Genomic DNA, 24571 nt, shown 5'->3' with positions numbered 1-24571 from the left:
ACAAAAGATACAACCCGCTGCGTTCTCTGCGGGCCGCGCTGCGGCCTCCAGAGCCAATTGGCCAGTACAACGACAGGGTCCTATCCAATGTCATTGTCCGTCTGGGTCAGGATTCGCTTGCCGCTGATGATTTTCGTGGCGGGCGCGGCGCTCTCGATCGCCCTCGGTGTCTCCGCCCGCCAGGAGATCGGGCGCAGCGCTCAAGCGCGCTTCGATGCAGCCGCCTTCGATCTCGCACGCAAGGTCGAAGCCCGCTTCGACGACTACATTGCCGTCCTGATCGGACTGCGTGCCCGGTTCAACACCTCCGAGGCCGTCACGCGGAGCGATTTCACGGACTACGTCGCGGGCCTGAACCTGGCACGCGCCTACCCGGGTTTCCAGGCCGTGAACTACGCGCCCCGTGTTGCGGCCGACGAGAAGCAGGCCTTCGAGCAAAGGGTCCGCGGCGATGCCGGGCTCGATGCTGGCGTTGCGTCGAGCTTTGCCATCAAGCCGCCGGGCGAGCGGGAAACATACTATCCGCTGGTCTACGTCGAACCGCACGCCGGAAACGAGAGGCTGCTCGGCAATGACCTGGGCGCGATGCCCAACAGGGGAGACTCGCTCGAGCAGGGGCGCGACACCGGCGGGCTCGTCATGTCCGGCCGCAAGGTCCGCCTCGCGGGCCGCGAGTCCGACATCGGACTGGCAATGCGGCTGCCGGTCTATCGCCCAAGACAACCGCTCGATACGCTCGAACGGCGGCGCAGTGCCTATGTGGGTTCGGTCGGCGCGGGCTTCAGCGTTGCAGGAATGTTGAGCGACGTGGTTGGCGCCGACAGGACGGTCCGGTTGCGGTTGATCACTGCCGGGCCGGGCCAGGGAGCAATCGGAACGCGCCTCGAAACCAGGTCCGTAGCGCCCACCTCATTCGACGAGCAGCAACTGCTGTTCGACAGCGCGGCCTTGGGTAAGCCCGGTGCCGAGCCGGCGCGCAGCCTCGAGCGCATGTTCGGCTTCGAGTTGGGCGGCCACTCCTGGCTTGTGGAAGTCAGTCAAGATGAAAACCAGGTCTTCGGGCCGCTCGACAAGGCCATTCCGTGGTTCATCGTCTTTGCAGGGCTGGCCACCAGCATGCTGCTTGCCGGCATCGTCTTTTCGTTGACCACCTCGCGCAGCCGCGCCCAGGTCCTGGCCAACGAGATGACCATCCACCTGCGCACCAGCGAGCGGCAGTTGGAGGAGGCCCAGCACCTGGCAAGCCTGGGCAGCTGGATGCTCGACCGCGAAACCGGAGCCCTGCAATGCTCCGAAGAGGCTCGGCGCATCCTCGGCTTCGATGCCGGCTCCTTGCTGCCGGACCTGCCCGCTCTGCTCTTGCGTGTTCCGGCCGAAGAACGCGCCCTGGTCGAACAGCAGATCGCAGCGGTTTCCACGTCTGTGGAACGCAGCGAATTCGAGCATCGCCTGTGCCTGCCAGATGGCACCGAACGTTGGCTCCACGTCATTGCACAGTCGATCGAAGACAACGGAAAGACGCTGGTGCGCGGCACCGTGCGCGACGCCACGCGTCCGCGCAAGGACGCGCTGCGCCAGAAGCTCGAGTACAAGATCGCACGCATGCTTGCCGGCGATGGCGGGGCCGAGACGGTAATCACGCAAGCCCTGGAGGCCGTATGCACCGACCTGCGCTGGGACTGCGGTGCACTGTGGAGCGTTGGGGAAGACGGCGCGGTTCGCTGCGCCGCCGCCTGGCACGCCGACGGCGTGTCCCCGGCGGTGCGGCAGTTCGTCTCCGAGAGCCGGCTGCTCGAATACCGGCCTGAGGAAGGTTCGCTGGGCCGCGCCTTTGCAACCGGCGGCATCGTGCAAATCGACCTGCCAGCGGCTCCGAGCGAGTTTGCGCGCGACGTGCTCGCCGGCCGGGCCGGGCTGACTGTGGGCGTCATCGTGCCGATGGTCATCACCGGTTCGACCACGGCGCTGGAGCTTCTTGGCTCCAATACGTACGCGGTCGACCCCGAGACGCAGGAGTCGCTGCGCGTAATCGCCTTGCAGGTCGCCCAGTACAAGCAACGCAAGATGGCTGAGAGAAGCCTTCGTTTCATGGCCAGTCACGACGAACTGACCGGCTTGTTCAACCGGGCCGCGCTCCAGCACGAGCTTGCCCGCGCCATCAAGCGCAGCAACCGCCAGCAGAAGCAGTTCGCAGTGTTGTTCGTCGACCTGGACCGGTTCAAGCACATCAACGACACGCTGGGCCATGGCGTGGGCGACGAGATGATCAAGATCTGCGGCGAACGGCTCACCGCACTGCTGCGTGAAGCCGATGTCGTGGCGCGTTTCGGCGGCGACGAGTTCGTGCTGTTGCTGGAGAACCTGTCCAGCGCGAACGATGCCGCGGTGCTTACCGAAAAAGTACTGGCCTGTTGCGCCGAGCCTTTCGCCATTGCCGGGCGCGAGCTGCACGTTACCGCCAGCGTCGGCGTGAGCATCTACCCGGACGACGGCGGCGACGCCGAAGCGCTGTTGAAGAACGCCGACACGGCGATGTACCGGGCCAAGGAAAGAGGCCGCAACACCTTCCGGTTCTACGCTGCGAAGATGAACGCGCAGAGTACCGAACAGCTGATGCTGGAAAGCGCGCTGCGCCATGCCCTGGAGCGCGGCGAGCTGGAGATGCACTACCAGCCCAAGATGAACCTGCAGACCCGGCGCATCGTCGGCGTCGAGGCGCTCATGCGCTGGCACCATCCGGTTCTGGGCATGATTCCGCCGATGCAGTTCATTCCGATCGCCGAAGAAATCGGCCTGATCGTCTCCTTGGGCAAGTGGGCGCTGCAGAAGGCCTGCGCCGATTCGCGTTCGTGGCAGGAATTCGGTTTGCCGGATGTGTTGATGAGCGTCAATCTGTCGCCGCGCCAGTTCGAGAGCCGCACGCTCGTTGCAGACATACGCTCCGTTCTGGACGCCTCCGGCCTAAAGCCGTCGCTGCTGGAGCTGGAAGTTACCGAAGGCGCGGTAATGGCGAACCCCGAGCATGCCGCGCAATTGCTGCGGACGATCCGGGACATGGGCGTGGGGCTTGCCATCGACGATTTCGGAACCGGCTATTCCTCGCTTTCTTACCTGAAGCACTTTCCGCTCTCGTCGGTCAAGATCGACCGTTCCTTCATCAACGACCTTTCGCAAGACGCCGACGCACGAGCGCTCATCGACGGCATCATCACCCTGGCCCATGGACTGCGAATGAAGGTAGTGGCCGAAGGGATCGAAACCTCGGACCAGTTCGACTACCTGCGCGCCCGAGGATGCGACGAGGCCCAGGGCTACTGGCTGTGCAAGCCGGTGCCTGCCGACGAGGTGCGAAATTTCATGGCGCGTCACCTGCGCAACCAGTTTGCTCCATCGGTAGCGGCCTGACGGCCGGGCCCTTGAAGCAATCGTCGCCGGGCACGTTCGCCCGGGCATTGCAGCAACTTCACAGGAGCATTCATGATTCATTCCACGCAGGGCAAGACACTGGAGCAGACCATTGCCGCGATCGAGGGACTCGACCTCGCACCCATCAAGTTCAAAGCCTGCCGCAAGGAGGACGGCTACGGCTGGTCGGCAGGCTATGCCGATCAGATGGAGGTGGCCTACAAGCGCTATTTGATACTGCACGCCAAGCACCCCGATCTGACGCTCGCTCCCGAGCAGGACGTCGACCGCTTCTGGCACATGCACATCCTCGACACGAGAAAGTACGCAGCCGATTGCGAAACCACGTTCGGCTATTTTCTGCACCACTTTCCCTACCTGGGCCTGCGCGGCGAAGACGACGCCAAGGCACTGCAAGCGGCCTTCCTGGAGATGCAGCGCTTGTCGGCCGAGGAATTCGGCGAGCCTACTCTTGTGGCCGAGCAAGGGCAGGCGAAAGACGCAGCCTGGTGCTCTCTCGAAGGGGGCAAAGCCGCAGCCGCATGGTGTTCGCTCGAGGCGGACAAGCCCGCGGCCGCATGGTGCTCTCTCGAGGCGGAGAAACCAGCGGCGGCATGGTGCTCGCTTGAAACGGACAAAGCTTCAGCAGCATGGTGTTCGCTGGAAAAGGGTGCTGCGGCCGGTGCCGCCTTGGCGGCGGGGCTTGCGGCGAAGGCCGGTGCGTCTGAGCTGGCGGCTTCGCGCCTAGGCTGAGTTTGGTTCGAATGGGTGAAGGGCCGCCGGAGGGACTGCAGCACTACACCGGCACCGCAGATAACAAGTTTCCGAAAACGGCACCCCCGCCTACGATGACATAGTGGCCAAGGCGCGAGACACCTTCAGGTCAGACATCATGAAGTCTTGCCACCACGGCTCCGAAAAGGTGACCGATGCCTTTCTGGACGCCGTCAACCCGGCGGCCTTCATCATTTCGTCAGGAGACGAAGAGGGCCACATCCACCCCAGGCCCGACCTGCTCGGCCGCGGCGGCCTACCAGTCATTCTTTCGACCGAGCTCCAGCGCTCTTCGCGCGCCATGGAGAACAAGAACTCCGTCGACGCGCTGATGGCCGGCATCGACAACTGGCGGCCGGCACGCTCTCGCAAGTCAAGGTCGCGCAGCTGAAGGCCGATGTGAAGCAGCTCGCGCGCAGCAACGTGGAGGTGTATGGCGCGATCTATTTGAAGACTGATGGGAAGCGGCTGATTACTGCTTTTCGGATCGAGGCTAAGTCGGAGATTGAGAAGTGGTTTTATTTTCGGTATCGGTTTGATGGAGGTGTGCTGGTTCGGGAAGATTGAGGGTGTTGTGCATGTGCATCGAACAATGTGGCCGCAATCGAAGTCCGCTTTGCAGCGGAAGCGAACGCACTGGTAAGCGTCAATACTTCCAGAGGCGCCCTTCGTCCGCATCGGCGATGCGACTGTGCGATTCGCGCAAACGCGTCAATCGAGCTTAGCCCCAGACTGAACCGTGAGTTCCGTTGAGAGCTTTGCTTCTGCCTGGGTCCAAGCAGCAAACTCTGCAGCGTTCTTCGAGGGAGACGCCTCATTGCCGCCTGCGGCCAGCTTTGCTCGCATCGCAGGATCACCAAGCACCTTCGCACTGGCTTCGGCCAATCGGTTGACGATCTCAGGTGGCATTTTGGCAGGCCCAAACAGGCCGAACCAGAAGGTGTAGTCGTAGTCCTTAACGCCTGCCTCAGCGATGCTTGGAAGCTCCGGGAAGCTGCCGCTGCGATTCGCGGACGTGACCGCGATCATTTTCACTTTGCCCGTTTGGGCGAGTGGGATGATGGATGGCGGCGTTCCGAACGTGAGTTGAGCATCACCTGCGGCCACCGCTTGCACCGCAGGTGCACCTCCCTTGAACGGTAGATGTGTCATCTTGGCGCCGGTGGCGTTCATGAACTGCAATGCGGCCAGATGCGGCGCGCCACCCGCTCCCGAAGATGTGTAGAACAAGCCTTCCGGATTCGCCTTGGCTTTGTCGATCAGATCTTTGGTGCTGTGGATGCCGGATGCACTGCTCACAGCCAGAATCAGCGGCGTTCGAGTCCAGCGGGCGATGGACGTGAAGCTGGAAGCGCTATAGGTTGTGTTCTTGTAGAGAACCTTGTCCGGTCCCATGTGCGAAACGCCCGCCATATAGATGGTGTAGCCATCCGGTGCTGCGCGCGCTACGAAGGTAGACGCGATGGTGGTTCCGGCGCCGGGCTTGTTCTCCACGATCACCGCTTGACCCAGCTCTCGGCCAAGAGCCTCCGCCAAAGGACGAGCAACCGCGTCAGCGCCGCCTCCGGGTGGGAACCCCAAGACCAAAGTAATGGGCTTGGTCGGATAGCTGGCCTGAGCCGACGCCGCGCCGTGCGCCAATAAGAATGCGCCGACGGCAACAAGCTGAAGTGCTTTCATTTTTGTCTCCTAGAGGTTTGAATGGCATTGATTTCGTTCAGCAGCTGCTGACGATGCTGGTCAAGTGCTGGAGCCGGCCGGTGATCTGGCGCGGCGTCACCGGCAAACTTGATGGGATTGCCAGCGGTGCGAAGCGTCGAGCCCGAGGGCAAGGGGAGTTCCACAAGCATTTCGCGGGCGGCGATCTGCGGGTCCCGCATGAGCTGCGAAACGTCGTACAAAGGGCCGCAAGGCACTCCTGCGCGTTTGAAAATCGCCATCCATTGCTTCGCCGTTTTGTCGGCCAGGGCTTCCTCGATGTCGGCCTTCAGGGCGGCATGGTTTTCGCAGCGCAACGGATTGGTTGTGTATCGAGGGTCCTGCGCCAACTCCGCGCGACCAAGCTGTTCGCAGAGGACCGCGAACTTAGCGTCCCTTCCTGCTGCCAATACGAACGGGTCGTCTTTGGCCTTGAAGACACCAAAGGGCGTGATGGAAGGGTGACGCGATCCGATTGGCCCCGGAACCTTGCCTTCGACTTGATAGCGCACCAGTGCGTTCTCGAGCAGCGCAACTTGCGTGTCCAACATCGCAACATCGATATGCTTGCCGCGATTGGTGCGATGGCGCTCAAGCAGTGCGGCCTGGATGCCCATGACGCCGAACATGCCGGCAGCGATGTCTCCGATCGACACTCCCACTCGCGTGGGTGGGCCATTCTCTTCGCCTGTGAGGCTCATGATCCCGCCCATGGCTTGGACCACCATGTCGTACGCGGGCAGCTCGCGGTACGGCCCGGTTTGCCCGAAGCCGGAAATCGACGCCATCACCAACTCGGGCCATCGTGCGTGCACAGTGTCCCAGTCGTAGCCCAGCTTGTGCATCGTGCCGGGCGAGAAGTTCTCGACCAGCACGTCTGCCTCTTCGACCAGCGCTTCAAAGATCTCCCGGTCTTCGGGACTCTTCAAGTTCAGGGCAATCGATTCCTTGTTGCGATTGACGGAGAAGAAATAGCCGGAAACCGGGCCCTGACCCTCCTGATCGATGAACGGGCCGGAATGCCTCGCGTCATCCCCGAGCACGGGCAGTTCCACCTTGATCACTCTGGCGCCCAGGTCGGCCAGCACCATCGTGCAATAGGGTCCGGCCAGAACTCGGGTGAGATCGACTACCACGATGCCCCGAAGTGGACCTTCAGCTTTGGACGTCAACACAATGATGCTCCTAAAAATACGCAACAGATCTAAATGTATTCACGATAGCTCATGAGGATAGATGATGAATACCCCGATTGGATTGGCGTATACATTAGTTGACCATTCGTGTATTTAAGGAGAACCATGACCACTGCTACAGAAAATGCATCAAGCGGCCCCCCCGTGCTCACCGTCGAAGGAAATGTCGGCACCATCACCCTGCGTCGTCCGGAAGTCGCCAACCGCTTGGCGCCCGAAGATCTGGAGGCTCTGCGCGCCCACATCGATTCCGTTAACCAAAGCGAGGTTCTGGTGCTGCGGGTTCGCGGCACCGGCAAGCATTTCTGCAGCGGCTTCGACATTGGTCAGATCGATCCCTCCCGCAAGGGAGGCTCGGGCTTCGAAGAAATGGTCGATGCGCTGGAAGACTGCCGACCCATCACGATCGCAGCCATCAACGGAGGTGTGTATGGCGGGGCCACGGACCTGGCCCTGGCCTGCGACTTCCGTGTGGGCGTGGAAGGAACGGAGATGTTCATGCCGGCAGCGCGACTGGGACTTCATTTCTACCGGCGAGGCCTGGAACGCTTTCAGACGCGGCTTGGTTTGGATATGGCCAAGCGCCTCTTCCTCACAGCCCAGACCTTGAAAGCCGACGAAATGCACCGCTGCGGATTCCTGACCGACCTGGTCCCGTCGGCTGAGTTCGACGACGCTGTGGACAAACTGACAAACACGGTTGCCTCTATGGCCCCGCTGGCCAGTACCGGCATGAAACGTCACTTGAACCGGATGGCTCGCGGCGCGCTTGTGTTCGACGACTTGCAAGCCGACATCCTCAAGGCAGCGATGTCGGCGGACCTCAAGGAAGGCGGCTTGGCGTGGAAGGAAAAGCGCCGGCCAGTGTTCACCGGCCGCTAAGCAGACTCTGAAGCTAGACCTTCAATGAACCACAAGGGGAGCAGCCACGATGGTGATCGAACTAAACAATGACGCTGCATGCGGGGCGATCATGGACTGGCTCTCAATCACGTTGAAATGTCGGGCTCGCCTTCCGTTTCGGTCACGCCGAGCCGCATGCGTGCGGAACTCTCCACGCCTCGACGTCTACAATCCGCGCAGATCGGTATACACACAGGCATGGCTGACGAATCAGAAAAGCGCAGTCTCTCGGAAGTGATCCGAGCGGAGATCGAGCAAGAGATCATGTCTGGGAGACTGGAGGCGGGCTCGCAACTCGACGAGCAGACACTTTCAGAACGCTACGGTGTCTCTCGCACACCTGCGCGCGAAGCGCTTATCCAACTCGCGGCGGTAGGCCTTGTCACGATGCGCCCGCGTCAGGGCGCCGTGGTGACCTCCGTATCGCTCAAGGATTACGTCAGTCTTCACGAGATCCTTGTTCAGTTGGAAGCGCTCGCAACCAGGCTGGCCACGCGCCGTATGACGTCGACAGAGCGAGCTCTCCTTGAAGAAAGCTACAACCAATGCGCCACCGCGGCGCAGGCTCAAGACGCCGAGATGTACCGCGCGGCGAACCACGCGTTCCATGAAACGCTCTATGCCGCCAGCCGCAACCCTATTCTGAGTAACCAGATTCGGACCACACGTGCGCGCATGCGAGGCTTGCGGGACATGCGCTTCGAACACCCGGCGCGATTGCGAGCATCACTTCAGGAGCACCACGCCATTTTGCAGGCGATCCTAACGGGCGACGAGGAAGCAGCAAGCCTAGCAATGGCGGCTCACATCTCATCTGGTGGACACGTCTATGCCGACATGATTGCTCACATGAAGCAATAAACGGTGCTCCTGCGGTCATAGCGACCGGCGCGTGCGGACGTACGAGTTGAAGTTGTCGACATACGCTGTCGACGAGATCCAATCCACGGGCCTACTATGTTGTCATGCGCGATCAAAGGTCGGGCCTTGGTCGAATGCACCCATTCAATCCAAAGCACGCGAGCGACGGCAACCAGTCTAAAGCAGCCAGCCATCGACCCACGTTGCACAGGCCTACCTCTGCGGCATATCCCTAACCGAATACCCCAAGCTAACAGTCGCATCCTCCGGAATCCCAGGCATCGTCGCATTCCACGCCGCCCAGTCTTCCCGCATCGCGGCCAGCCTCTCCGGCTCCTTCTTCCCCAGGTTCGCCCGCTCGCGTTCGTCGGCCGGAATGTTGAACAGGTACTCGTTCCCGTCCACCTTCAGGTACTTCCAATCCCCATCGCGCATAGCTTCCTGCCCGCGATGGTTCATACGCCAATGCAGTGGACGACGGAAGCTGTGTTTGGCATCGCGCAGCACGGGCATCAGCGACACGCCATCGAGCGGGTAGGCCGCATCGGCCTTTACGCCGGCCGCGTCGAGCATGGTGGCTGACCAGTCCATGGTCATGCACAGCTGCTTGCTCTCGCCGCCCTTGGCGATCACTGCGGGCCAGTGCGCGATCCATGGCACGCGAATGCCGCCTTCGGTCAGGTCCATCTTGCCGCCGACGAGGGGCCAGTTGTCTGAAAAACGTTCGCCGCCGTTGTCGCTGGTAAACACCACCAGGGTGTTGTCGGCCATGCCGTGCTTTTGCAGCGCGGCCATGATCCAGCCGATGCCTTCGTCCATGTGATGGATCATGCGGCGGTACACGTGAATGTTGCCGCCGGCCAGGTCGAACAGGTTGTCTTTGACGGTGGGCGCTTTGTCCGCGTCGTCGCGGGTTTCCCACGGCCAGTGGGGGGCGGTGTAGTGCAGGCTCAAGAAGAAGGGGGCTTGTTCTTCTTCTTTTTGCTGCTGCTTCTGTTTGGCGGCCATGCGCTCGACGTAGTCGACTGCGCGTTTCGAAAGAATGTCGGTCAGGTAGCCGTCTTCTTTCTTGTCTTCTTCGCCAAACCACAGGTCGTGCTGGCCGGTCGAATCGCAGTGCGTGAAGTAGTCGACGCCGCCCGACATGGGGCCGAAGAATTCGTCGTACCCCGAGCGCAGCGGGCCGAAGTGGGGCGGGTAGCCCAGGTGCCATTTGCCGATAAGGGCGGTCTGGTAGCCGCCGGCCTTCAGCAGTGACGGCAGGGTGGGGTGGTCGGTGGGCAGGCCGAGCGTGGTGCTGCCGCGGCTGCTGCTCCTGATGGGCTCTTCGGCCGCGCCGCGCAGGCGGTATTGGTAGCGCGCGGTAATCATGGCAAAGCGGGTGGGCGAGCACACGGGCGAGTTCGAGTAGCCCTGGGTGAGCTTCAAACCGTTGGCCGCCAGGCCGTCGAGCACGGGCGACACGGGGCCGAATGCGGCGTCGCGGCCGCCATAGCAGCCAAGGTCGGCATAGCCGAGGTCGTCGGCCACTATGAAGATGATGTTGGGTCTTTTCATGTGTCTGTCTGTCGGTCTGTCCGAAGCGAAGCGGTTGTTCAGGGCTGGTAGCCAGACTTTTGAACGACGGGCGCCCACTGCGCCTTGTAGGCCTTGAGCATTGCGGCGGTTTGCGCCTGGGTGCTCACCACGGGGGTCATGCCGGCGTCCTTGAACTTGCGCTGGGTGTCGGGGTCTTGCATCACTTCGCGGATCATGTTGGACAGGCGTTCGACCTTGTCCTTGGGCATGGTGACGGGGGCAAAGAAGGTGTTCCAACCAGTGGCGGCCAAGTCGAGGCCGGCTTCCTTGAAGGTGGGGATGTCGGGCGCGAAAGGCGAGCGCTTGTTGCCGGAGAGCGCGAGGATGCGCAGCTTGCCTGCGTTGTGCTGCGGCAGCACCACGTCTTCGGTGTCGACCGAAATCGGCACTTGGCCGCCGATGAGGTCGTTCAGCAGCGGGGCCGAGCCGCGGTAGCCGATGATCTGCGTCTGCACCTTGGCCTTTTCGCCCACCATCAGGCCAAAGAAGTGCGGCAGGCTGCCGGTGGCGGGCACGCCCACGTTGGCCTGGTTGGGGTTGGCGCGCATCCAGGCGAGCAGGTGGTTCAGTTCGCGCACCGGCAGGTGGGGCGACACGGACAGCGCAAAGTCGTAGGCGTTGACGTGCGACACGGGCACGAAGTCGCGCTCGGGGTCGTAGTTGTTGTCCTTGAAGACCAGCGGCGCCACCACCATCACGGCGGGGTTGGCAAGCATCAGCACGTTCTGGCTGGCGGGTGTGTTCTTGACCTGCTGGGCCGCAAGGCGGCCACCGGCGCCGGGCTTGTTGTCGACGACGACCGGCACGCCCAGACGCGTTGCCAGCTTGTCGCCGACGATGCGCGCCACGCGGTCGGTGGCACCGCCCGGCGCGTAGCCGACCACGATGCGCAGTGGGCTGTCGAGCGTCTGGGCGCTCGCCTGGGGCGCTACGGCGGCCATCGAGGCCATGAGGCCGGCTGCGGCAAGCAGCGCGGCAAGGCGTCGGGTAATGGGCGTGTGGGTGGGGGTGTTGTTCAGCATGTCGGGTTCCTCCTCGTTCGGTCTATCGGTCGTTTGGTTGTTCAGTCGTTCAGTCGTTCAGTCGTTCAGTCGTTCAGTCGTTCAGTCAGTCGTTGGCCTGAAAGTTCACGGCCTTCATGATGCCTGCCCAGCGTGCCGTGTCTTCGCGCATGGTCTTCACAAGCGCCTCGCTGTTGTCGCCCACGGGGTACATGCCGTTCTGCAGCAGTTGCTGGCGCACTTCGCGCGTGTTGATGGCGCGGGTGAATTCGGTGCGCAGCTTGTCGACGATGGGCTGCGGCGTTTTAAGGGGCGCGTAGTAGGCAAACCAGGCGGTGGCCACCACGTCCTTGTAGCCGCCCTCGACAAAGCAGGGCAGGTTGGGCATCAGCGGAGAACGCTTTTCGCCGCTGGTGGCCAGCACCTTCACGCGGCCTGAAGGCAGCAGCTGCTGCGCGCCGCCAATGGTGTCGAAGTACACGGGCACCGAGCCACCCATCACGTCTTGCCGTGCCGGCGTAGAGCCGCGGTACGGCACATGAACCATCTTGAGCCCGGCCGCGCGGTTGAGCATTTCACCCAAGAAGTGCGAAGGCGTTCCGGCGCCGTAAGAGGCAAAGCTCAGCTTGTCGCCCTGCGCCTTGGCCCAGGCGATGAATTCGGCCAGCGTGTTGGCCGGCACGTCCTTGTGCACGACCAGCGCCAGCTCGAAGCGCGCCGCATTGATGATCGGCACAAAGTCCTTGATCGGGTCGTAAGAAAGCTGGCGGTAGGCGCTCGGAAACATGGTCATCATGCTGGCGGTGCCCAGCAGCAGGGTGCGGCCGTCGGGGGCCGCGGTTTTTACCGCTTCCACCGCAATGCGGCCCGCCGCGCCCGAGCGGTTGTCCACGATGAGCGGGCCCAGCGTGTCGCGCACCTGCTCCGCAATGGCGCGGGTCAGCACGTCTTGCGTGCCGCCGGCGGGCACGCCAATCAGCACCTTGATGGGCTGGCCGGGCGTGAAAGCCTGCGCGTTGGCCAATGGTGCAAGGGGAGCCAGCGCAAGGCCGCCCAGTGCGGCAACGATCTGGCGGCGGTCGAAATCAGTGCAGGGCATGTCGATGTCTCCGGTTCTCGTTCGGTGGCGCCGCTCGGGCCAGGTGCCGCGGCTTTGAACGACTTTAGAGACGCTACATTCGATTGATCTAATCAACCATCCCCCGGACTAACCCCCAATGACCGCGCCGCGACGCCCGCTGGACGATTTGCTGCTGTACCGGCTGTCGCGCCTGCTGTCGGTGGCGGGCAGCATGGTCATCCGGCTGTGCGAGGGCCGCTTTGGCATTACCCGGCGCGAATGGCGGCTGGTTGCGGTGCTCGCAAGCCGCGGCGAGCTCAGTTCTTCCGAGCTGGCCGAGCATGCGCAGCTGGACCGGGCCCGCACCTCCAAGGCGGTCGGCTCGCTGGTTGCCAAGCAGCTGGTGTCGCGCGTGGTGCGGCCGGGCGACCGGCGGCAGGTGCGGCTGGGGCTCACCGAAAGCGGGCAGGCGCTCTATGAAGAGCTGTTTCCGCTGGTCACGCAAATCAACACCGAGCTGCTGGGCGCATTGAGCGACGACGACGCGGCGCGGCTCGACGAGTCGCTGCGCCGCCTGCACGCCCGGGCCGAGCGCATGGTCGAAGAAGCGGTGCTGCCCAAGGCAGACCGCGGCCGCCGCGGCGCTGGCGGCGCCAATGCAACAACCCTGAAGCCCCGCAAACCTGAATGACGCCTGCCCCTGAAGAGACTTTGCCGAACGAGCGGCAGCACATGGTCGATGCGCTGCGCGGCTTTGCGCTGCTGGGCATCCTCGTCGTAAACATCGCAAGCTTTGCATCGACCTACTACGGCCTGGGCATTCCCGATCCGCTGGCCGTTTCGCTGGCCGACCGCAGTGCCTCGTTCGTGCGGGCCTTTGTGTTCGAGACCAAGTTCTACCTGCTGTTCTCGTTCTTGTTCGGCTACAGCTTCACGCTGCAAATGCGCGCGGCAGAGCGCGACGGCAAGCGCTTTGTGCCGCGCATGGTGCGGCGGCTCGTGGGGCTGTGGGTCATCGGCGTGCTGCATGCCGTGGTGCTTTACTACGGCGACATTCTCACCACGTATGCGGTGCTGGGCGGGGTGCTGCTCTTGCTGCGGCGGCGCGGAGACGTGTTCATGGCCTGCGCGGCCATGGCGCTGGTGCTGGTTGTTTCTCTGGCGTGGGCCGGCGTCGGCCACATGTATTCGCAGATGGACATGCAAATGGCAGCGCGAGCGGCCTACGCCGAGGCCGAAGCGGCGCTGGTTGCCTATCGCGCAACACCCGCCCTGGTGGTTGTGCAGCATCTGCGCGATCTCTCGCAGGTCTGGTGGGTCACCGGGCTGGTGCAGGCGCCGGAGGCGCTGGCCATGTTTTTTGCAGGGTTTGTTGCCGGGCGGCGCGGGCTGCTGGCGCATGTAGAGGCGCACGGCAAGCTGCTGCGCCAGGTGGTGATGTGGGGCCTGGCCATCGGCTTGCCCGGTGCGCTGGCGTACGGCCTTCCGGCCCTGCGGCTGAACGATGCCGTGCGCGAGCTCATGGGCCTTGCAGTCACGCTGCTGACGGCGCCATTCCTGACTGCCGCCTATGCGGCCGGCATGCTGCTGGTGTTCCAGGCCGGGCCCGGCCGGGTGCTGGCGCAATGGCTCGCGCCGGCGGGCCGCATGGCGCTGTCGAACTACCTGCTGCAATCGCTGGTCTGCGCGTGGATTTTTCTGGCCTACGGGCTGCGATGGATCGGAACCGTCGGGCCGCTGGCCAGCTTTGCAATTGCGCTGGCCATCTTCGCGGGCAACCTGCTGCTGAGCCGGTGGTGGATGCACCACTTCACCTACGGGCCGGCGGAGTGGCTGCTGCGCGCCTTTACCAACCTGCAGCTGCCGCCGCTGCTGCGCCGCCGTGCTCGCGCCGTGCCGGCGCCATGAGTCAGCGCGGCAGCGGCACCGCGTGAAGCTGGTTTTCTTGCTTGTGTTGCCTGTCTTGCATGCCGCCGCTCTCGATGCGCATGCGGGGCAAGAACTGCGGGTACTCGCGCTGCATGAAGTCGATGAGCCCTTCGCGCACCTTGCAACGCAAATCGAAAGCCAGGCTTGAATTGCCGGCGGTGCAAAGCACGCGAATCTGCATGGTGCGCTCGGTGGTGTCGGTGACCTGCAGGTTGAAAAAGCGGCCGTCCCACTCGGGCGCCGACTTCACGATGCGCTCGACCTCTGCGCGCAGCGGCTGCAGCGGCATGCCGTAGTCGGCATAGACAAAAACCGCGCCCAGCAGCTGCGACGAGTTGCGCGTCCAGTTCTGGAAAGGCTTCTCGATGAAGTAGCTGAGCGGCAAGATCAAACGCCGGTCGTCCCAGATCTTCATCACCACAAAGGTGCCGGTAATCTCTTCGACCCGGCCCCATTCGCCCTCGACCACCAGCACGTCGTCGATGCGTATGGGTTGGGCCAGCGCAATCTGCAGCCCGGCAATCAGGTTGCTGAACACCGGCTTGGCGGCCAGGCCGGCCACGATGCCGATCACACCCGCCGAGGCCAGCAGGCTGGCCCCCACCTGCCGCGCGCCCGGAAAGGTCATCAGCATCATCGCGCCGCCGGCCACCAGCACCATCGACATGGCGGTGCGCGCAAGCACGCGGGTTTGGGTGAGCACGCGGCGCGCCTGAAGGTTGTCTTCCACGTCGTACGGGTGCTGCACGAGCACGCCGTCGGCGAAGCCGCTGATGGCCTTTACCGCAAGCCATGTGGTGGCGGCAATCAGCAGCAGGCCGTTGAAGTGCCGCACGCTGCCTATGAAACGAAGGTCGCTCGGCGCGGCCTGGAACACCAGCAGCAGCGCCACAAGGGGCAGCACCACCCGGGCTACGGGTTTGCAGTTGATCACCATCGAATGCAGCGCGGGCGCCGGACGGGTGATTCGCATCAGCACAAGGCCGCCGATACGGTGAACAAGCAGCGCGAGCGGAACGGCAATCAGGGCTGCGAGCCAGGTGCCGAACCAGGGGTGGGCAAGTATCTCTTCAGTCATTGGGCGGTGGTCGTGGCTTGTGTCTCCAGGGGTTGAAGAATGCGCGCCGCATCGTCGCGCAGCTGCGTGGCGAGTGCCGTGGCCAGATCGAGACGGCGCAGCAGCCAGGGGCTGATGTCGTTGTCGAACGGGTCGGGCAGGGGAATCGGGCCGCCCACGGCAGTGGAACCGGGGCTTTCGGGCAGCGTGGGACCGGTGGTGGGCGCGGTGCCGATGGCCGCTTCGATGCGCTGTGCAGTGCGCGCGAGCGGGCCTTCGATTTCGCCCGGGGTGAGCCGGTCGCGCCGCAGCACGAGCATCGATTTTACGGCGCTGAGCTGCGCGAGCAACTGGTAGCTGTGCGCCTGCAGGTGCTCCAGCGGCTCGAGCGGCGGCTGCACCGCGCGCGGCTCTGAAAGCGAACGCTGCGTGGCCTGCACCAGCGCCGAAAGGCTGTCATAGGCCTCGCGGCGCGCAAGCCGCCATTCGAGCTCGGGGCTGCTGTCGACCGCCTGCAGCTGGCCGAGGCCCAGCGCCAGGCGTGCGTGGCGCGCCTGCGCGGTGAGCGTGCGCGCCACCAGGGCGGGAATCTGCCCGCGCTCCCATGACGGCAGTACATAGCAGAAGCCCCAGGCCAGCGCGGCGCCGATGAGCGTGTCGGCAACGCGCTCGAACAGCGCAAAGATGGGCGCGGCGCCCGTGTTGAGCATGTGCGCTTGCAACAGGCCCAGCACCGTGGCCGCCACCGCCGTAATCAGGTAGCGGCGCACCGCAAAGCTGTGGGCAATGGCCTGCGACACGGTCACAAAGGCCAGCAGCAACAGCGGCGACGGATGCGCGGAGAGCAGGCCCACCGCCAGCACGCAGCCCAGCAGCGTGCCGGCCACGCGGCTGTTGCGCCGCTCCAGCGTTTGCGAAAGGCTGCCGCGCAGCACCACCACAATGGTCAGCAAGATCCAATAGTCGTGCGAACCCCAGGGCAGCGACACCGCAATGCCGTAGCCAGCCGCGATGGCCAGCGCGGCGCGAATGGCATGCCGCAGCGGCGGTGCGTCCCAGCTCCAGAGCGTGAGAAAGGGCCGCAGCGACCAGTCGGTCGGGCTCACGAACATCTGCCAGTTGGCCCGCACCACGGCCAGGTTGGGCTCGGCATCGCCGCGCGCCATGGCAGACAGGCGCAGCACCTCGTCGTTGATGTGCCCGATGCGGCTTGCCAGGCCGCGCGCGAGCATGGCGGCGTTGGGGCCGAGCATGCCGTGGCTTGCGACGTGCTCTTCGGCGGGAAGGTGAATGGATGCAAGGCGCGGCCGCCGGTCGGCCACCGTCTCGGGTTGGCGGCCCATGAGCAATGAGTCGCCGAGCGCGGTGGTTTCGTCGGCCAACTCTTCGAGCACGCGGCGCATTTGGATGAGCGCCTCGGCATGCGCGGGGTGGCTCTTGAGCGCGTCGAGGTCGAGCTCGCTCGCAAGCAACTGATCGCGCATTTCGAGCACGATCACCAGCATGGCGGCCAGCCGCTGCCGGCGCGGCGTGCGCGGCGACTCGAGCACGATGTCGCGCGTGGCCTGAAGCTGGTCGGCCAGCGCGGCCTGTTCGCGCAGCAGGCGGCCGAGCAAGGGGGCAGGGGTTTCGCGGATGTCGCTGGTGTCGTCGCGCGGCGTGAACTGCGTGGCCTCGGTGCGCATCAGCGCGGCCAGCGAATACAGCAGGTCTGACACCGACTGCACGCGATAACGCGTATTGAGCGCATGGTTGGCCAGGTTGGCCCAGATCACGTAGAGCCCGGCGCCCAAGCCAAAGTGCCAGGTGCGCTCCAACGCCTCGGCCATGCCGCTGGGCGCGGGCGTAGCCATCGAGAAAATCATCGAGAACATCACCGCAATGGCGATGGGAATGCCCCGCTTGCCCCACGCCATGGCCAGAAAGGCGACGAAGGTGGCGGGCACCAGCACCAGGCCCAGGCGAATGGGCGCTGTGTGCAGCAGCTGCACCAGAAAGAAGAGCGGCAGCCCGATCAGTGGGGCCGGCAGCATCTGAAAGAACTTGCCGCGGCGCGGGCCGGGCAGGTCGGGCGGCGCCGTGACGATCACGCCCACCGCGGCTGCGGAAGCCGCGATGGTGCCGAGCCACAGGTGCGCGCCGGCCGAGATGACCAGCAGGCCGAGCGCAACGCTGAAGCCGTTGGCGACGTACTGGCTCAGCGCGACACGCAGCGCCGCACGAAAGCGAAGGGCGGCACCGGGCCCCTGCATCACTTGGCGGAAGCGTCGCCTTCGGAAGGGCTGCCGTCGGCAGGCGCGTCGCGGCGAATGCGCGTGAGCTTGCGCGACACCGGGGCTGCCGGCGCGGCCGCGGGAGCGGGCGCTTCGCCGTCGAGCGATGCGGCGGGCAGGTCAGGCACCGTGCTGCGCGCATACAGGTCGACCGATTCGTCGGCGTTGGGCCGCGCTGCGGCCGACACGGCGCGTACGCGATCGCTGGCGCGCATCTTGTCGTCGATGCCGGCAAACTTGGAATACTTGGCGAGCAGCGGCACCAGCTGGCCGTAGATGCGCGGGGCGCCGGCCAGGCATTCGCGCTGTTCCAGAAAGTCGGGCTCGCCCGTGAAATTGCCGATCAGGCCGCCGGCCTCGGTTACCAGCAGCGAACCCGCGGCCACGTCCCAGGGGTTGAGGCCGGTTTCGAAGAAGGCTTCGGTAAAGCCGGCGGCCACGTAGGCCAGGTCGAGAGCGGCTGCGCCAGGGCGGCGCAGGCCCGCCATGCGCGGCATCATGTCGGCCATGATGGCCAGGTACTGCTTGAAGTTGTCGCCCGTGCGAAACGGAAAGCCGGTGGAAACCAGGCATTCGCTGAGCTTGGTGCGCTTCGAAACGCGAATGCGGCGCTCGTTCATGTAGGCGCCGCGGCCCTTGGTGGCGGTAAACAGGTCGTTGCGGCTCGGGTCGTAAATGACCGCCTGCTCGATCTTGCCGCGTACCGACAGCGCAATGGAAACGCAGTAGACCGGAAAGCCGTGGATGAAGTTGGTGGTGCCGTCGAGCGGATCGATGATCCAGACGTAGTCGGAATCTTTTGCACCGTGCTCGGTGCCCGATTCTTCGGCCAGGATGCCGTGCCCCGGGTATGCGCCAAGCAGCGTTTCAATAATGGCTTGCTCGCTGGCGTGGTCGACTTCGGTGACGAAGTCGTTGACCTGCTTTTGCGAAATGCGCACGGCCTCGACGTCGAGGGCGGCGCGATTGATGATGGCGCCGGCGGCGCGTGCGGCCTTGACGGCCACATTGAGCATGGGATGCAGGTTGGGGGACGACATTCTGGATTGTGAGAAGAACGGTGGAGGAGGTCCCCTGTAGGCGACCCTGCGGCCCGGCGATGCGGGCGGCGAGAATCGGTCATTTTACCGGCTCCGCCCGTTTCGTGCCTCCAAACCCTCCATGCGCACCCGTTTTATCCTGATCCAGACCAGCCACGCAGGCAATGTGGGCGCCGCCGCCCGCGCCATGAAGACCATGGGTTTCGACGACCTGGTGCTGGTAACGCCCCGGTGGGCCAACGTGCTGCGGCGGGAAGAAACCATACAGCGGGCAAGCGGCGCGCTGGACGTGCTGAACAACGCCCGCATCGTCGAAACGCTGGACGAGGCGCTCGACGGCGTGACCCACCTGTGCGCCACCGCCATGGTGCCGCGAGACTTCGGCCCGCCTACGCGCACCCCGCGGGAGCACCTGGAGCCGCTGGCCCAGCAGGGCGACCAGCACGTGGCCTTTCTCTTCGGCTCCGAGCGTTTTGGCATGCGCAACGAAGACGTCTACCGCTGCAACGTGGCCCTGAGCATTCCGACCGACCCGAAGTTCGGCTCTCTCAACCTGGGGGCGGCCATCCAGGTGATTGCCTATGAATGGCGCCTTGCGCTGGGCGGCTACGCGGTGCGCGACGCTACGGCGCCGGTGCAGGCGGCCGATGCGAAGGCGGTGGCCGGCATGCTCGAGCACTGGGAGCGCTCGCTGGTGGACATCGGCTTTCTGGACCCCCAGGCGCCGAAGAAGCTGATGCCCCGGCTGCAGCAGCTTTTCAACCGCGCCCAGCCCACCCCGGAAGAGATCCACATCCTGCGCGGCATCGCCAAGGCCATGGCCGACGCCGCAAACGCCCCGCGCAAGGGCTAAAACCCCATCGCGCGTGCGCGAAAGACCGCCGGCTTTAGACTGCGCGGCCCCTATCGATATAACGACAACAAAGGCAGCGATGTTCTCTCGTTTGCGCGCCGACATCCGGTGCATCCTCGAACGCGACCCGGCCGCGCGCAGCGCCTGGGAAGTGATCACGGTCTATCCCGGCTTTCATGCCGTGGTGCTGCATCGCTGGGCGCACGCTTGTTGGACGCACGGTTTCAAGTGGCCGGCCCGCTTTATCGCGCACGTGGCGCGCTGGCTCACGGGCATCGAGATTCACCCGGCCGCCAAGATTGGCGAGCGGGTGTTCTTCGACCATGCCATGGGTGTGGTGGTGGGCGAAACCGCTGAAATCGGCGACGGCTGCACCATCTACCAGGGCGTGACGCTGGGCGGCACCTCGCTCTACAAGGGCGCCAAGCGCCACCCGACGCTGGGGCGCAACGTGGTGGTGAGCGCGGGGGCCAAGGTGCTGGGCGGCTTCGAGGTTGGCGACGGCGCCAAGATCGGCAGCAACGCGGTGGTCATCAAGCCTGTGCCTGCGGGGGCGACGGCGGTGGGCATTCCCGCGCGCATCATTCCGTCGAAAGCGGGTGAGAGCGCCGATGTGGCCGCGCCGCAGAAGTTCTCCGCCTACGGCATCACGCAGGAGGACGACCCGCTCAGCCAGGCCATGCGCGGGCTGATCGACAGCGCCGCTGGGCAGGAGCACCAGATCGCGCTGCTGTGGCAGGCCATCGAGAAGCTGTCTGCGCACCCCGGCACCAAGGACTGCGTGCCCTGCGACGCGGCGCGCGACGAGAGCTTCGAAGCGGAGAAGCTCACCCAGCTCATAGGCAAATAGCAGAACCATGAAGACGCAAGAACTGCTTCAGACATTGCAAGCGCGCTTCGAGAAAAGCATGCAACGCCACAAGGGCATCGCATGGGCCGACGTCCAGGCAAGGCTCGAAGGCAACCCCGCTGCGCTGAAGTCGATTGGTGCCATGGAAGAAACCGGCGGCGAGCCGGACGTGATCGGCCAGGACAAGAAAACCGGGCAAATCACGTTCTGCGATTGCGCCCCCGAGAGCCCGGCAGGCCGCAGGAGCCTTTGCTATGACCGTGAAGCGCTGGACGCGCGCAAGGAAAACAAGCCGCAGGACAGTGCTCTTGGCATGGCGGCCGCCATGGGCATCGAACTGTTGACGGAAGAACAGTACCGGGAGCTGCAGAAGCTCGGCAAGTTCGATGCGAAGACTTCCAGCTGGATCGAGACGCCGCCTGACGTTCGCTCACTTGGCGGAGCGCTCTTCGGCGACCACCGCTATGGCAAGGTGTTCGTGTATCACAACGGTGCCCAGTCTTACTACGCGGCAAGGGGCTTTCGCGGGTTGCTTCGCGTGTGAGCACGCGGTCGATGTGATCGCGCACTGGATCACATCAGGGCATATCAGGACGAGCGTTTGGCGGATGTGTTGTGCAGCGAGCCGTGCACATGCCCCGCGTGCTGGCCGAAGGGGTCTGTTGCGAGCGTGGCGGTGTCCAGCTCCTGCAGGATGCCGCAGTTCTGCGCCGACTCGGCCCCGCAGCATTGCTGGCGCAGCGCCTTCAGCTGTTTCTCCAGCAGCTTGAGCTCCGAAATGCGGGCCGCCACGTGGCCGATGTGGTCGTCCAGCAGCTGGTTGACCTGGCCACAGTCTTCTCCCGGCGCATCGCGGAACCGCAGCAGGCTGCGGATTTCATCGAGCGTCATGTCCAGTGAACGGCAGCGGCGGATAAAGCCCAAGCGTTGCGCGTGCTCGTCGTCGTAGATGCGGTAGTTGCCCTCGGTGCGCGCCGGCTCGGGCAGCAGCTGTTCGCGCTCGTAGTAGCGAATGGTTTCGACCGGTGTGTTCGCGACCTTGGCCAGCTCTCCGATTTTCATGATGCGGCAAGAACGAAGTGAAGGAATTTGTCGTTTGACTCTACACCTGCTTCAGGGTTTCCAATGGCTTTCATGACGAACCAGAATGCCCTGAAACCCCTGGCGCCGCGCGCTCACGCCCCTGCCGAAACGGCGTGCTGCGGCAACTCCGCCTGCGGGTCGGCGTCCGCTCCCATCCAGATGGCCGACGTTCCGAAAGGCGCCTTGCTCTTTCGCATTCCCACGATGGACTGCGCCGTGGAAGAGTCTGAGATCCGGCGCGCGCTCGAGCCCGTTCGCGGCATCAGCGGGCTGCGCTTCCGGCTCGGCGAACGCACCATGGCCATCACGGCCGATGACGCCGCATTGCCTGATGCGCTGGCAGCCATTCGCAAGGCGGGGTTCAAGCCCGAGCCGCTGAACGACGTGGCGGGCGCGCAGCCCGTTGCCGGCGGCGCGGCGGGTGCCGGCTTCATGACGCCCGAACTCCTGCGGCTGGTTGCAGCGCTGGTGCTGGCCATTGCGGCCGAGACAGTTTCCTTTCTCGCGCCCAAGGGGGCCGGGTTCACCGCGTTGGAAATGGCGCTTGCGCTCGGTGCCATCGGCCTGGCCGGGCTCGACACCTACAAGAAGGGCTTCGCGGCACTGGTGCGCGGGCGGTTGAACATCAACGCGCTGATGGCCGTGGCTGTGACGGGGGCTTTCCTGATCGGGCAATGGCCCGAGGCCGCGATGGTGATGGCGCTCTATGCCATTGCCGAAATGATCGAAGCCCGCGCAGTCGATCGCGCGCGCAATGCCATCCAGGGGCTGCTGGCGCTGGCCCCCGAGCAGGCCGAGGTGCGGCAGCCCGACGGCAGCTGGAAGACGGCGAAGGCCGACACCGTGGCGTTGGGCGCCATGGTGCGCATCCGCCCCGGCGAGCGCGTACCACTCGACGGCGTCGTCACCCAAGGAACCAGCGCCATCGACCAGGCACCCGTCACCGGCGAGAGCATTCCGGTCGACAAGGCGGCCGGCGATGCGGTGTTCGCGGGCACCGTCAACCAGACGGGCGCGCTTGAATTCCGTGTGACGGCGGTGGCAGCCAACACCACGCTCGCCCGCATCATCCATGCGGTCGAAGAGGCGCAAGGTTCGCGCGCGCCCACGCAGCGCTTCGTCGACAAGTTCGCCTCGGTCTACACGCCCGCTGTCTTCGCGGTGGCCATTGCAGTGGCGGTGCTCACGCCCTGGCTCATGGGGTGGACCTGGCTGCAGGCCATCTACAAGGCTCTGGTGCTGCTGGTCATCGCGTGCCCTTGCGCGCTGGTCATCTCGACGCCTGTCACCGTGGTGAGCGCGCTGGCCTCGGCGGCGCGGCGCGGCATTCTCATCAAGGGCGGCATCTATCTTGAAGAGGCGCGCAAGCTGAAGGCAGTGGCGCTCGACAAGACGGGCACCATCACCGAAGGCAAGCCGCGGCTGGTCGAATCGGGCCTGCTTGGTGCCGCGACGGACAAGGACGCGGTCTTTGCGATTGCGGCAAGCATCGCAAGCCGGTCGGACCACCCCGTGTCCAAGGCCATTGCCGAGGGCCTGGAGATCGAAGCGCTGGAGGTCGGAGACTTCACTGCCCTGCCAGGGCGCGGCGTGCAGGCCACGCATGAAGGCCGGGCCTATGTGCTCGGCAACCACCGGCTGATCGAGGAGCGGGGGCTGTGCACCCCGGCGCTCGAGGCCGAGCTGAAGCGCCATGAAGAAGCAGGGCGCACGGTCACGCTGCTGGCCTCCGGCCAGGAGGTGCTCGCGCTGTTTGCGGTGGCCGACACCATCAAGCCGTCTTCGCGGGCTGCAATGGCCGAGCTGCGCGCGCTCGGCGTCACGCCGGTGATGTTGACCGGCGACAACGCCGCCACGGCCAGGGCAATCGGCGCGCATGCGGGCATCGAAGACGTGCGCGGCAACCTGCTGCCCGAAGAGAAGCTCGACGCCGTCAAGGCGCTCCAGCAGCGCCACGGCGTTGCAGGCATGGTGGGCGATGGCATCAACGACGCGCCAGCGTTGGCTCAGGCAACCATCGGCTTTGCAATGGGCGGCGCCGGTACCGACACGGCCATGGAGGCGGCGGACGTGGTCATCATGAACGACGACCTGCGGCGCCTGCCCGAGACCATTCGCCTGTCGCGCCGGGCGCACGCGGTGCTGTGGCAGAACATCACGCTGGCGCTGGGCATCAAGGGCGCGTTCTTCGTGCTTGCGGTGTTCGGCAGCGCCACCATGTGGATGGCCGTGTTTGCCGACATGGGCGCGAGCCTGCTGGTGGTGGCCAACGGGTTGCGGCTGATGCGCATGCCGAAGACCGCGGGCGACCGCGGCTGAGCCGGCCGGGGAGCCGTTGGTCGAAGCTCCGGTGTCACCAGCGCGCGGCCCATTTTTCAAGCGGCACGCGCGCCCCGTTGCACACGTAACTCACGGCGTGGTACCAGCCCGCGAGCATCATCAGTTCGATGAGCTGCGGTGGGCTCCAGTGGGTGCACATCGCCTGCCAGAGCTCGTCGTCCACATGGCTGGTGTCGTGCAGCTGATCGACCAGCCGGACCAGCAGGCGGTCCCGGGGTGCGAGCAGCTCGAGATCTTCGGTGGCCGACGCCATCACGCGCCTGTCGGTAGCGCTGAGGCCCGCGGCATCGCCGAAGGCCGCGATGTGCACCCCCCATTCGTACTCCGCGCCGCAGCGCGCGCACACGCGCGTGATCACCACCTCGCGATCATGCAGGTCGATAGCCGCTTTGCGGCCGAGAAGATAGCGGCCGAGGTCCAGCGTGCGCTCGGCCAGCTCGGGGTTGATGGCCAGCACGCGAAAGAGCGCCAGGATTTCCGGTCTTCCGGGCGGGTTCATTCGCGCCAGCAAGTCGGCAGTCGGTTCGGGGTAGGGCGCTTCGAGCGGCTGGATACGGGGAGCGCGGTTGTCTGTTGCAGCGAGGGGTGTCATGGTCGAATCCTTCGTAGAATGCGGTTCAAATCGCTACGAAAAGCGTAGCGACCTGTGCAGTCTATCGCTACGAAATGC

22 protein-coding genes are annotated in these 24571 nt (G+C 64.7%); 12 read left to right on the top strand and 10 right to left on the bottom strand.

Annotation, left to right across the window (positions count from 1 at the left end; all coding sequences use genetic code 11):
- The first annotated feature begins 87 nt into the window (after positions 1-87).
- From GOQ09_RS18305 to GOQ09_RS18290, 4 genes are all read left to right on the top strand, one after another.
- Positions 88-3405, top strand: coding sequence for a bifunctional diguanylate cyclase/phosphodiesterase (locus GOQ09_RS18305; protein ID WP_157614812.1), 3318 nt, complete (start codon positions 88-90; stop codon positions 3403-3405).
- Positions 3406-3477: 72 nt separating this feature from the next.
- On the top strand, positions 3478-4158 hold the full coding sequence (locus GOQ09_RS18300) for a glycine-rich domain-containing protein (RefSeq protein WP_242630876.1): 681 nt from the start codon (positions 3478-3480) through the stop codon (positions 4156-4158).
- A gap of 139 nt (positions 4159-4297) precedes the next feature.
- Entirely contained in the window at positions 4298-4570 is a 273-nt protein-coding gene (locus tag GOQ09_RS18295; RefSeq protein ID WP_157614811.1) for a hypothetical protein, read from the top strand.
- Between the two features lie 8 nt (positions 4571-4578).
- On the top strand, positions 4579-4746 hold the full coding sequence (locus GOQ09_RS18290; RefSeq protein WP_157614810.1) for a hypothetical protein: 168 nt from the start codon (positions 4579-4581) through the stop codon (positions 4744-4746).
- A 144-nt stretch (positions 4747-4890) separates the two neighbouring features.
- Here GOQ09_RS18290 and GOQ09_RS18285 read toward each other — a convergent pair whose 3' ends face one another.
- Both GOQ09_RS18285 and GOQ09_RS18280 read right to left on the bottom strand, forming a co-directional pair.
- Positions 4891-5859, bottom strand: coding sequence for a Bug family tripartite tricarboxylate transporter substrate binding protein (locus GOQ09_RS18285; protein ID WP_157614809.1), 969 nt, complete (start codon positions 5857-5859; stop codon positions 4891-4893).
- On the bottom strand, positions 5856-7049 hold the full coding sequence (locus GOQ09_RS18280) for a CaiB/BaiF CoA transferase family protein (protein WP_157616758.1): 1194 nt from the start codon (positions 7047-7049) through the stop codon (positions 5856-5858). Before GOQ09_RS18280 ends, GOQ09_RS18285 begins: the two co-directional genes overlap by 4 nt.
- A gap of 129 nt (positions 7050-7178) precedes the next feature.
- On the opposite strand from GOQ09_RS18280, the gene GOQ09_RS18275 reads away from it, so the two are divergent.
- Positions 7179-7955 carry an enoyl-CoA hydratase/isomerase family protein gene (locus GOQ09_RS18275; RefSeq protein ID WP_157614808.1) on the top strand — a complete coding sequence of 259 codons (777 nt, stop codon included), beginning with the start codon at positions 7179-7181 and terminating at the stop codon, positions 7953-7955.
- A 219-nt stretch (positions 7956-8174) separates the two neighbouring features.
- Positions 8175-8837 (top strand): GntR family transcriptional regulator, encoded by a 663-nt coding sequence (locus GOQ09_RS18270; protein WP_157614807.1) that lies wholly within the window; start codon positions 8175-8177, stop codon positions 8835-8837.
- 213 nt (positions 8838-9050) lie between these two features.
- On the opposite strand, the gene GOQ09_RS18265 is transcribed toward GOQ09_RS18270, so the two are convergent.
- The 3 genes from GOQ09_RS18265 to GOQ09_RS18255 all read right to left on the bottom strand — a co-directional run bounded on the left by GOQ09_RS18265 (position 9051) and on the right by GOQ09_RS18255 (position 12515).
- Positions 9051-10394: a sulfatase family protein gene (locus GOQ09_RS18265; protein ID WP_157614806.1), complete on the bottom strand. Its 1344-nt coding sequence runs from the start codon at positions 10392-10394 to the stop codon at positions 9051-9053.
- Between the two features lie 38 nt (positions 10395-10432).
- The gene (locus GOQ09_RS18260; protein WP_157614805.1) at positions 10433-11437 is read right to left on the bottom strand and encodes a Bug family tripartite tricarboxylate transporter substrate binding protein; all 1005 of its coding nucleotides are present in this window, start codon (positions 11435-11437) and stop codon (positions 10433-10435) included.
- A gap of 85 nt (positions 11438-11522) precedes the next feature.
- The gene (locus GOQ09_RS18255; RefSeq protein ID WP_157614804.1) at positions 11523-12515 is read right to left on the bottom strand and encodes a Bug family tripartite tricarboxylate transporter substrate binding protein; all 993 of its coding nucleotides are present in this window, start codon (positions 12513-12515) and stop codon (positions 11523-11525) included.
- 118 nt (positions 12516-12633) lie between these two features.
- On the opposite strand from GOQ09_RS18255, the gene GOQ09_RS18250 reads away from it, so the two are divergent.
- Together GOQ09_RS18250 and GOQ09_RS18245 are read left to right on the top strand one after the other, a co-directional pair.
- Positions 12634-13167, top strand: coding sequence for a MarR family winged helix-turn-helix transcriptional regulator (locus GOQ09_RS18250; protein WP_157614803.1), 534 nt, complete (start codon positions 12634-12636; stop codon positions 13165-13167).
- Positions 13164-14384 carry a DUF418 domain-containing protein gene (locus GOQ09_RS18245; protein WP_157614802.1) on the top strand — a complete coding sequence of 407 codons (1221 nt, stop codon included), beginning with the start codon at positions 13164-13166 and terminating at the stop codon, positions 14382-14384. The genes GOQ09_RS18250 and GOQ09_RS18245 overlap by 4 nt, the downstream gene beginning before the upstream one ends.
- A gap of 1 nt (position 14385) precedes the next feature.
- On the opposite strand, the gene GOQ09_RS18240 is transcribed toward GOQ09_RS18245, so the two are convergent.
- From GOQ09_RS18240 to GOQ09_RS18230, 3 genes are read right to left on the bottom strand one after another with little or no spacing between them, the layout of a single operon-like run.
- The gene (locus GOQ09_RS18240; RefSeq protein ID WP_157614801.1) at positions 14386-15483 is read right to left on the bottom strand and encodes a mechanosensitive ion channel family protein; all 1098 of its coding nucleotides are present in this window, start codon (positions 15481-15483) and stop codon (positions 14386-14388) included.
- Positions 15480-17714 carry an FUSC family protein gene (locus GOQ09_RS18235; protein WP_157614800.1) on the bottom strand — a complete coding sequence of 745 codons (2235 nt, stop codon included), beginning with the start codon at positions 17712-17714 and terminating at the stop codon, positions 15480-15482. The genes GOQ09_RS18240 and GOQ09_RS18235 overlap by 4 nt, the downstream gene beginning before the upstream one ends.
- Positions 17714-18775, bottom strand: coding sequence for an inositol monophosphatase family protein (locus GOQ09_RS18230; protein ID WP_157614799.1), 1062 nt, complete (start codon positions 18773-18775; stop codon positions 17714-17716). The genes GOQ09_RS18235 and GOQ09_RS18230 overlap by 1 nt, the downstream gene beginning before the upstream one ends.
- 121 nt (positions 18776-18896) lie before the next feature.
- On the opposite strand from GOQ09_RS18230, the gene GOQ09_RS18225 reads away from it, so the two are divergent.
- The 3 genes from GOQ09_RS18225 to GOQ09_RS18215 all read left to right on the top strand — a co-directional run bounded on the left by GOQ09_RS18225 (position 18897) and on the right by GOQ09_RS18215 (position 21022).
- On the top strand, positions 18897-19628 hold the full coding sequence (locus GOQ09_RS18225; RefSeq protein WP_157614798.1) for an RNA methyltransferase: 732 nt from the start codon (positions 18897-18899) through the stop codon (positions 19626-19628).
- 79 nt (positions 19629-19707) lie between these two features.
- Positions 19708-20478 (top strand): serine O-acetyltransferase, encoded by a 771-nt coding sequence (gene cysE / locus GOQ09_RS18220; protein WP_157614797.1) that lies wholly within the window; start codon positions 19708-19710, stop codon positions 20476-20478.
- Between the two features lie 7 nt (positions 20479-20485).
- Positions 20486-21022, top strand: coding sequence for a DUF4256 domain-containing protein (locus GOQ09_RS18215; protein WP_157614796.1), 537 nt, complete (start codon positions 20486-20488; stop codon positions 21020-21022).
- Between the two features lie 44 nt (positions 21023-21066).
- Here the strand turns inward: GOQ09_RS18215 and cadR are convergent, their stop codons facing one another.
- Complete coding sequence (gene cadR / locus GOQ09_RS18210) at positions 21067-21540, bottom strand: Cd(II)/Pb(II)-responsive transcriptional regulator (protein WP_157614795.1); 474 nt, start codon at positions 21538-21540, stop codon at positions 21067-21069.
- Between the two features lie 72 nt (positions 21541-21612).
- Between cadR and GOQ09_RS18205 the strand changes: the two genes are divergently transcribed.
- Positions 21613-23880, top strand: a complete 2268-nt coding sequence (locus GOQ09_RS18205) for a heavy metal translocating P-type ATPase (protein ID WP_157614794.1) — start codon at positions 21613-21615, stop codon at positions 23878-23880.
- A 34-nt stretch (positions 23881-23914) separates the two neighbouring features.
- On the opposite strand, the gene GOQ09_RS18200 is transcribed toward GOQ09_RS18205, so the two are convergent.
- Positions 23915-24493, bottom strand: coding sequence for a carboxymuconolactone decarboxylase family protein (locus GOQ09_RS18200; RefSeq protein ID WP_157614793.1), 579 nt, complete (start codon positions 24491-24493; stop codon positions 23915-23917).
- Between the last annotated feature and the right edge of the window lie 78 nt (positions 24494-24571).

The organism is Variovorax paradoxus, from assembly GCF_009755665.1.
GTDB classification, from domain to species: Bacteria; Pseudomonadota; Gammaproteobacteria; order Burkholderiales; family Burkholderiaceae_C; genus Variovorax; species Variovorax paradoxus_G.
This window is presented reverse-complemented; position numbering and strand designations above follow the sequence as displayed.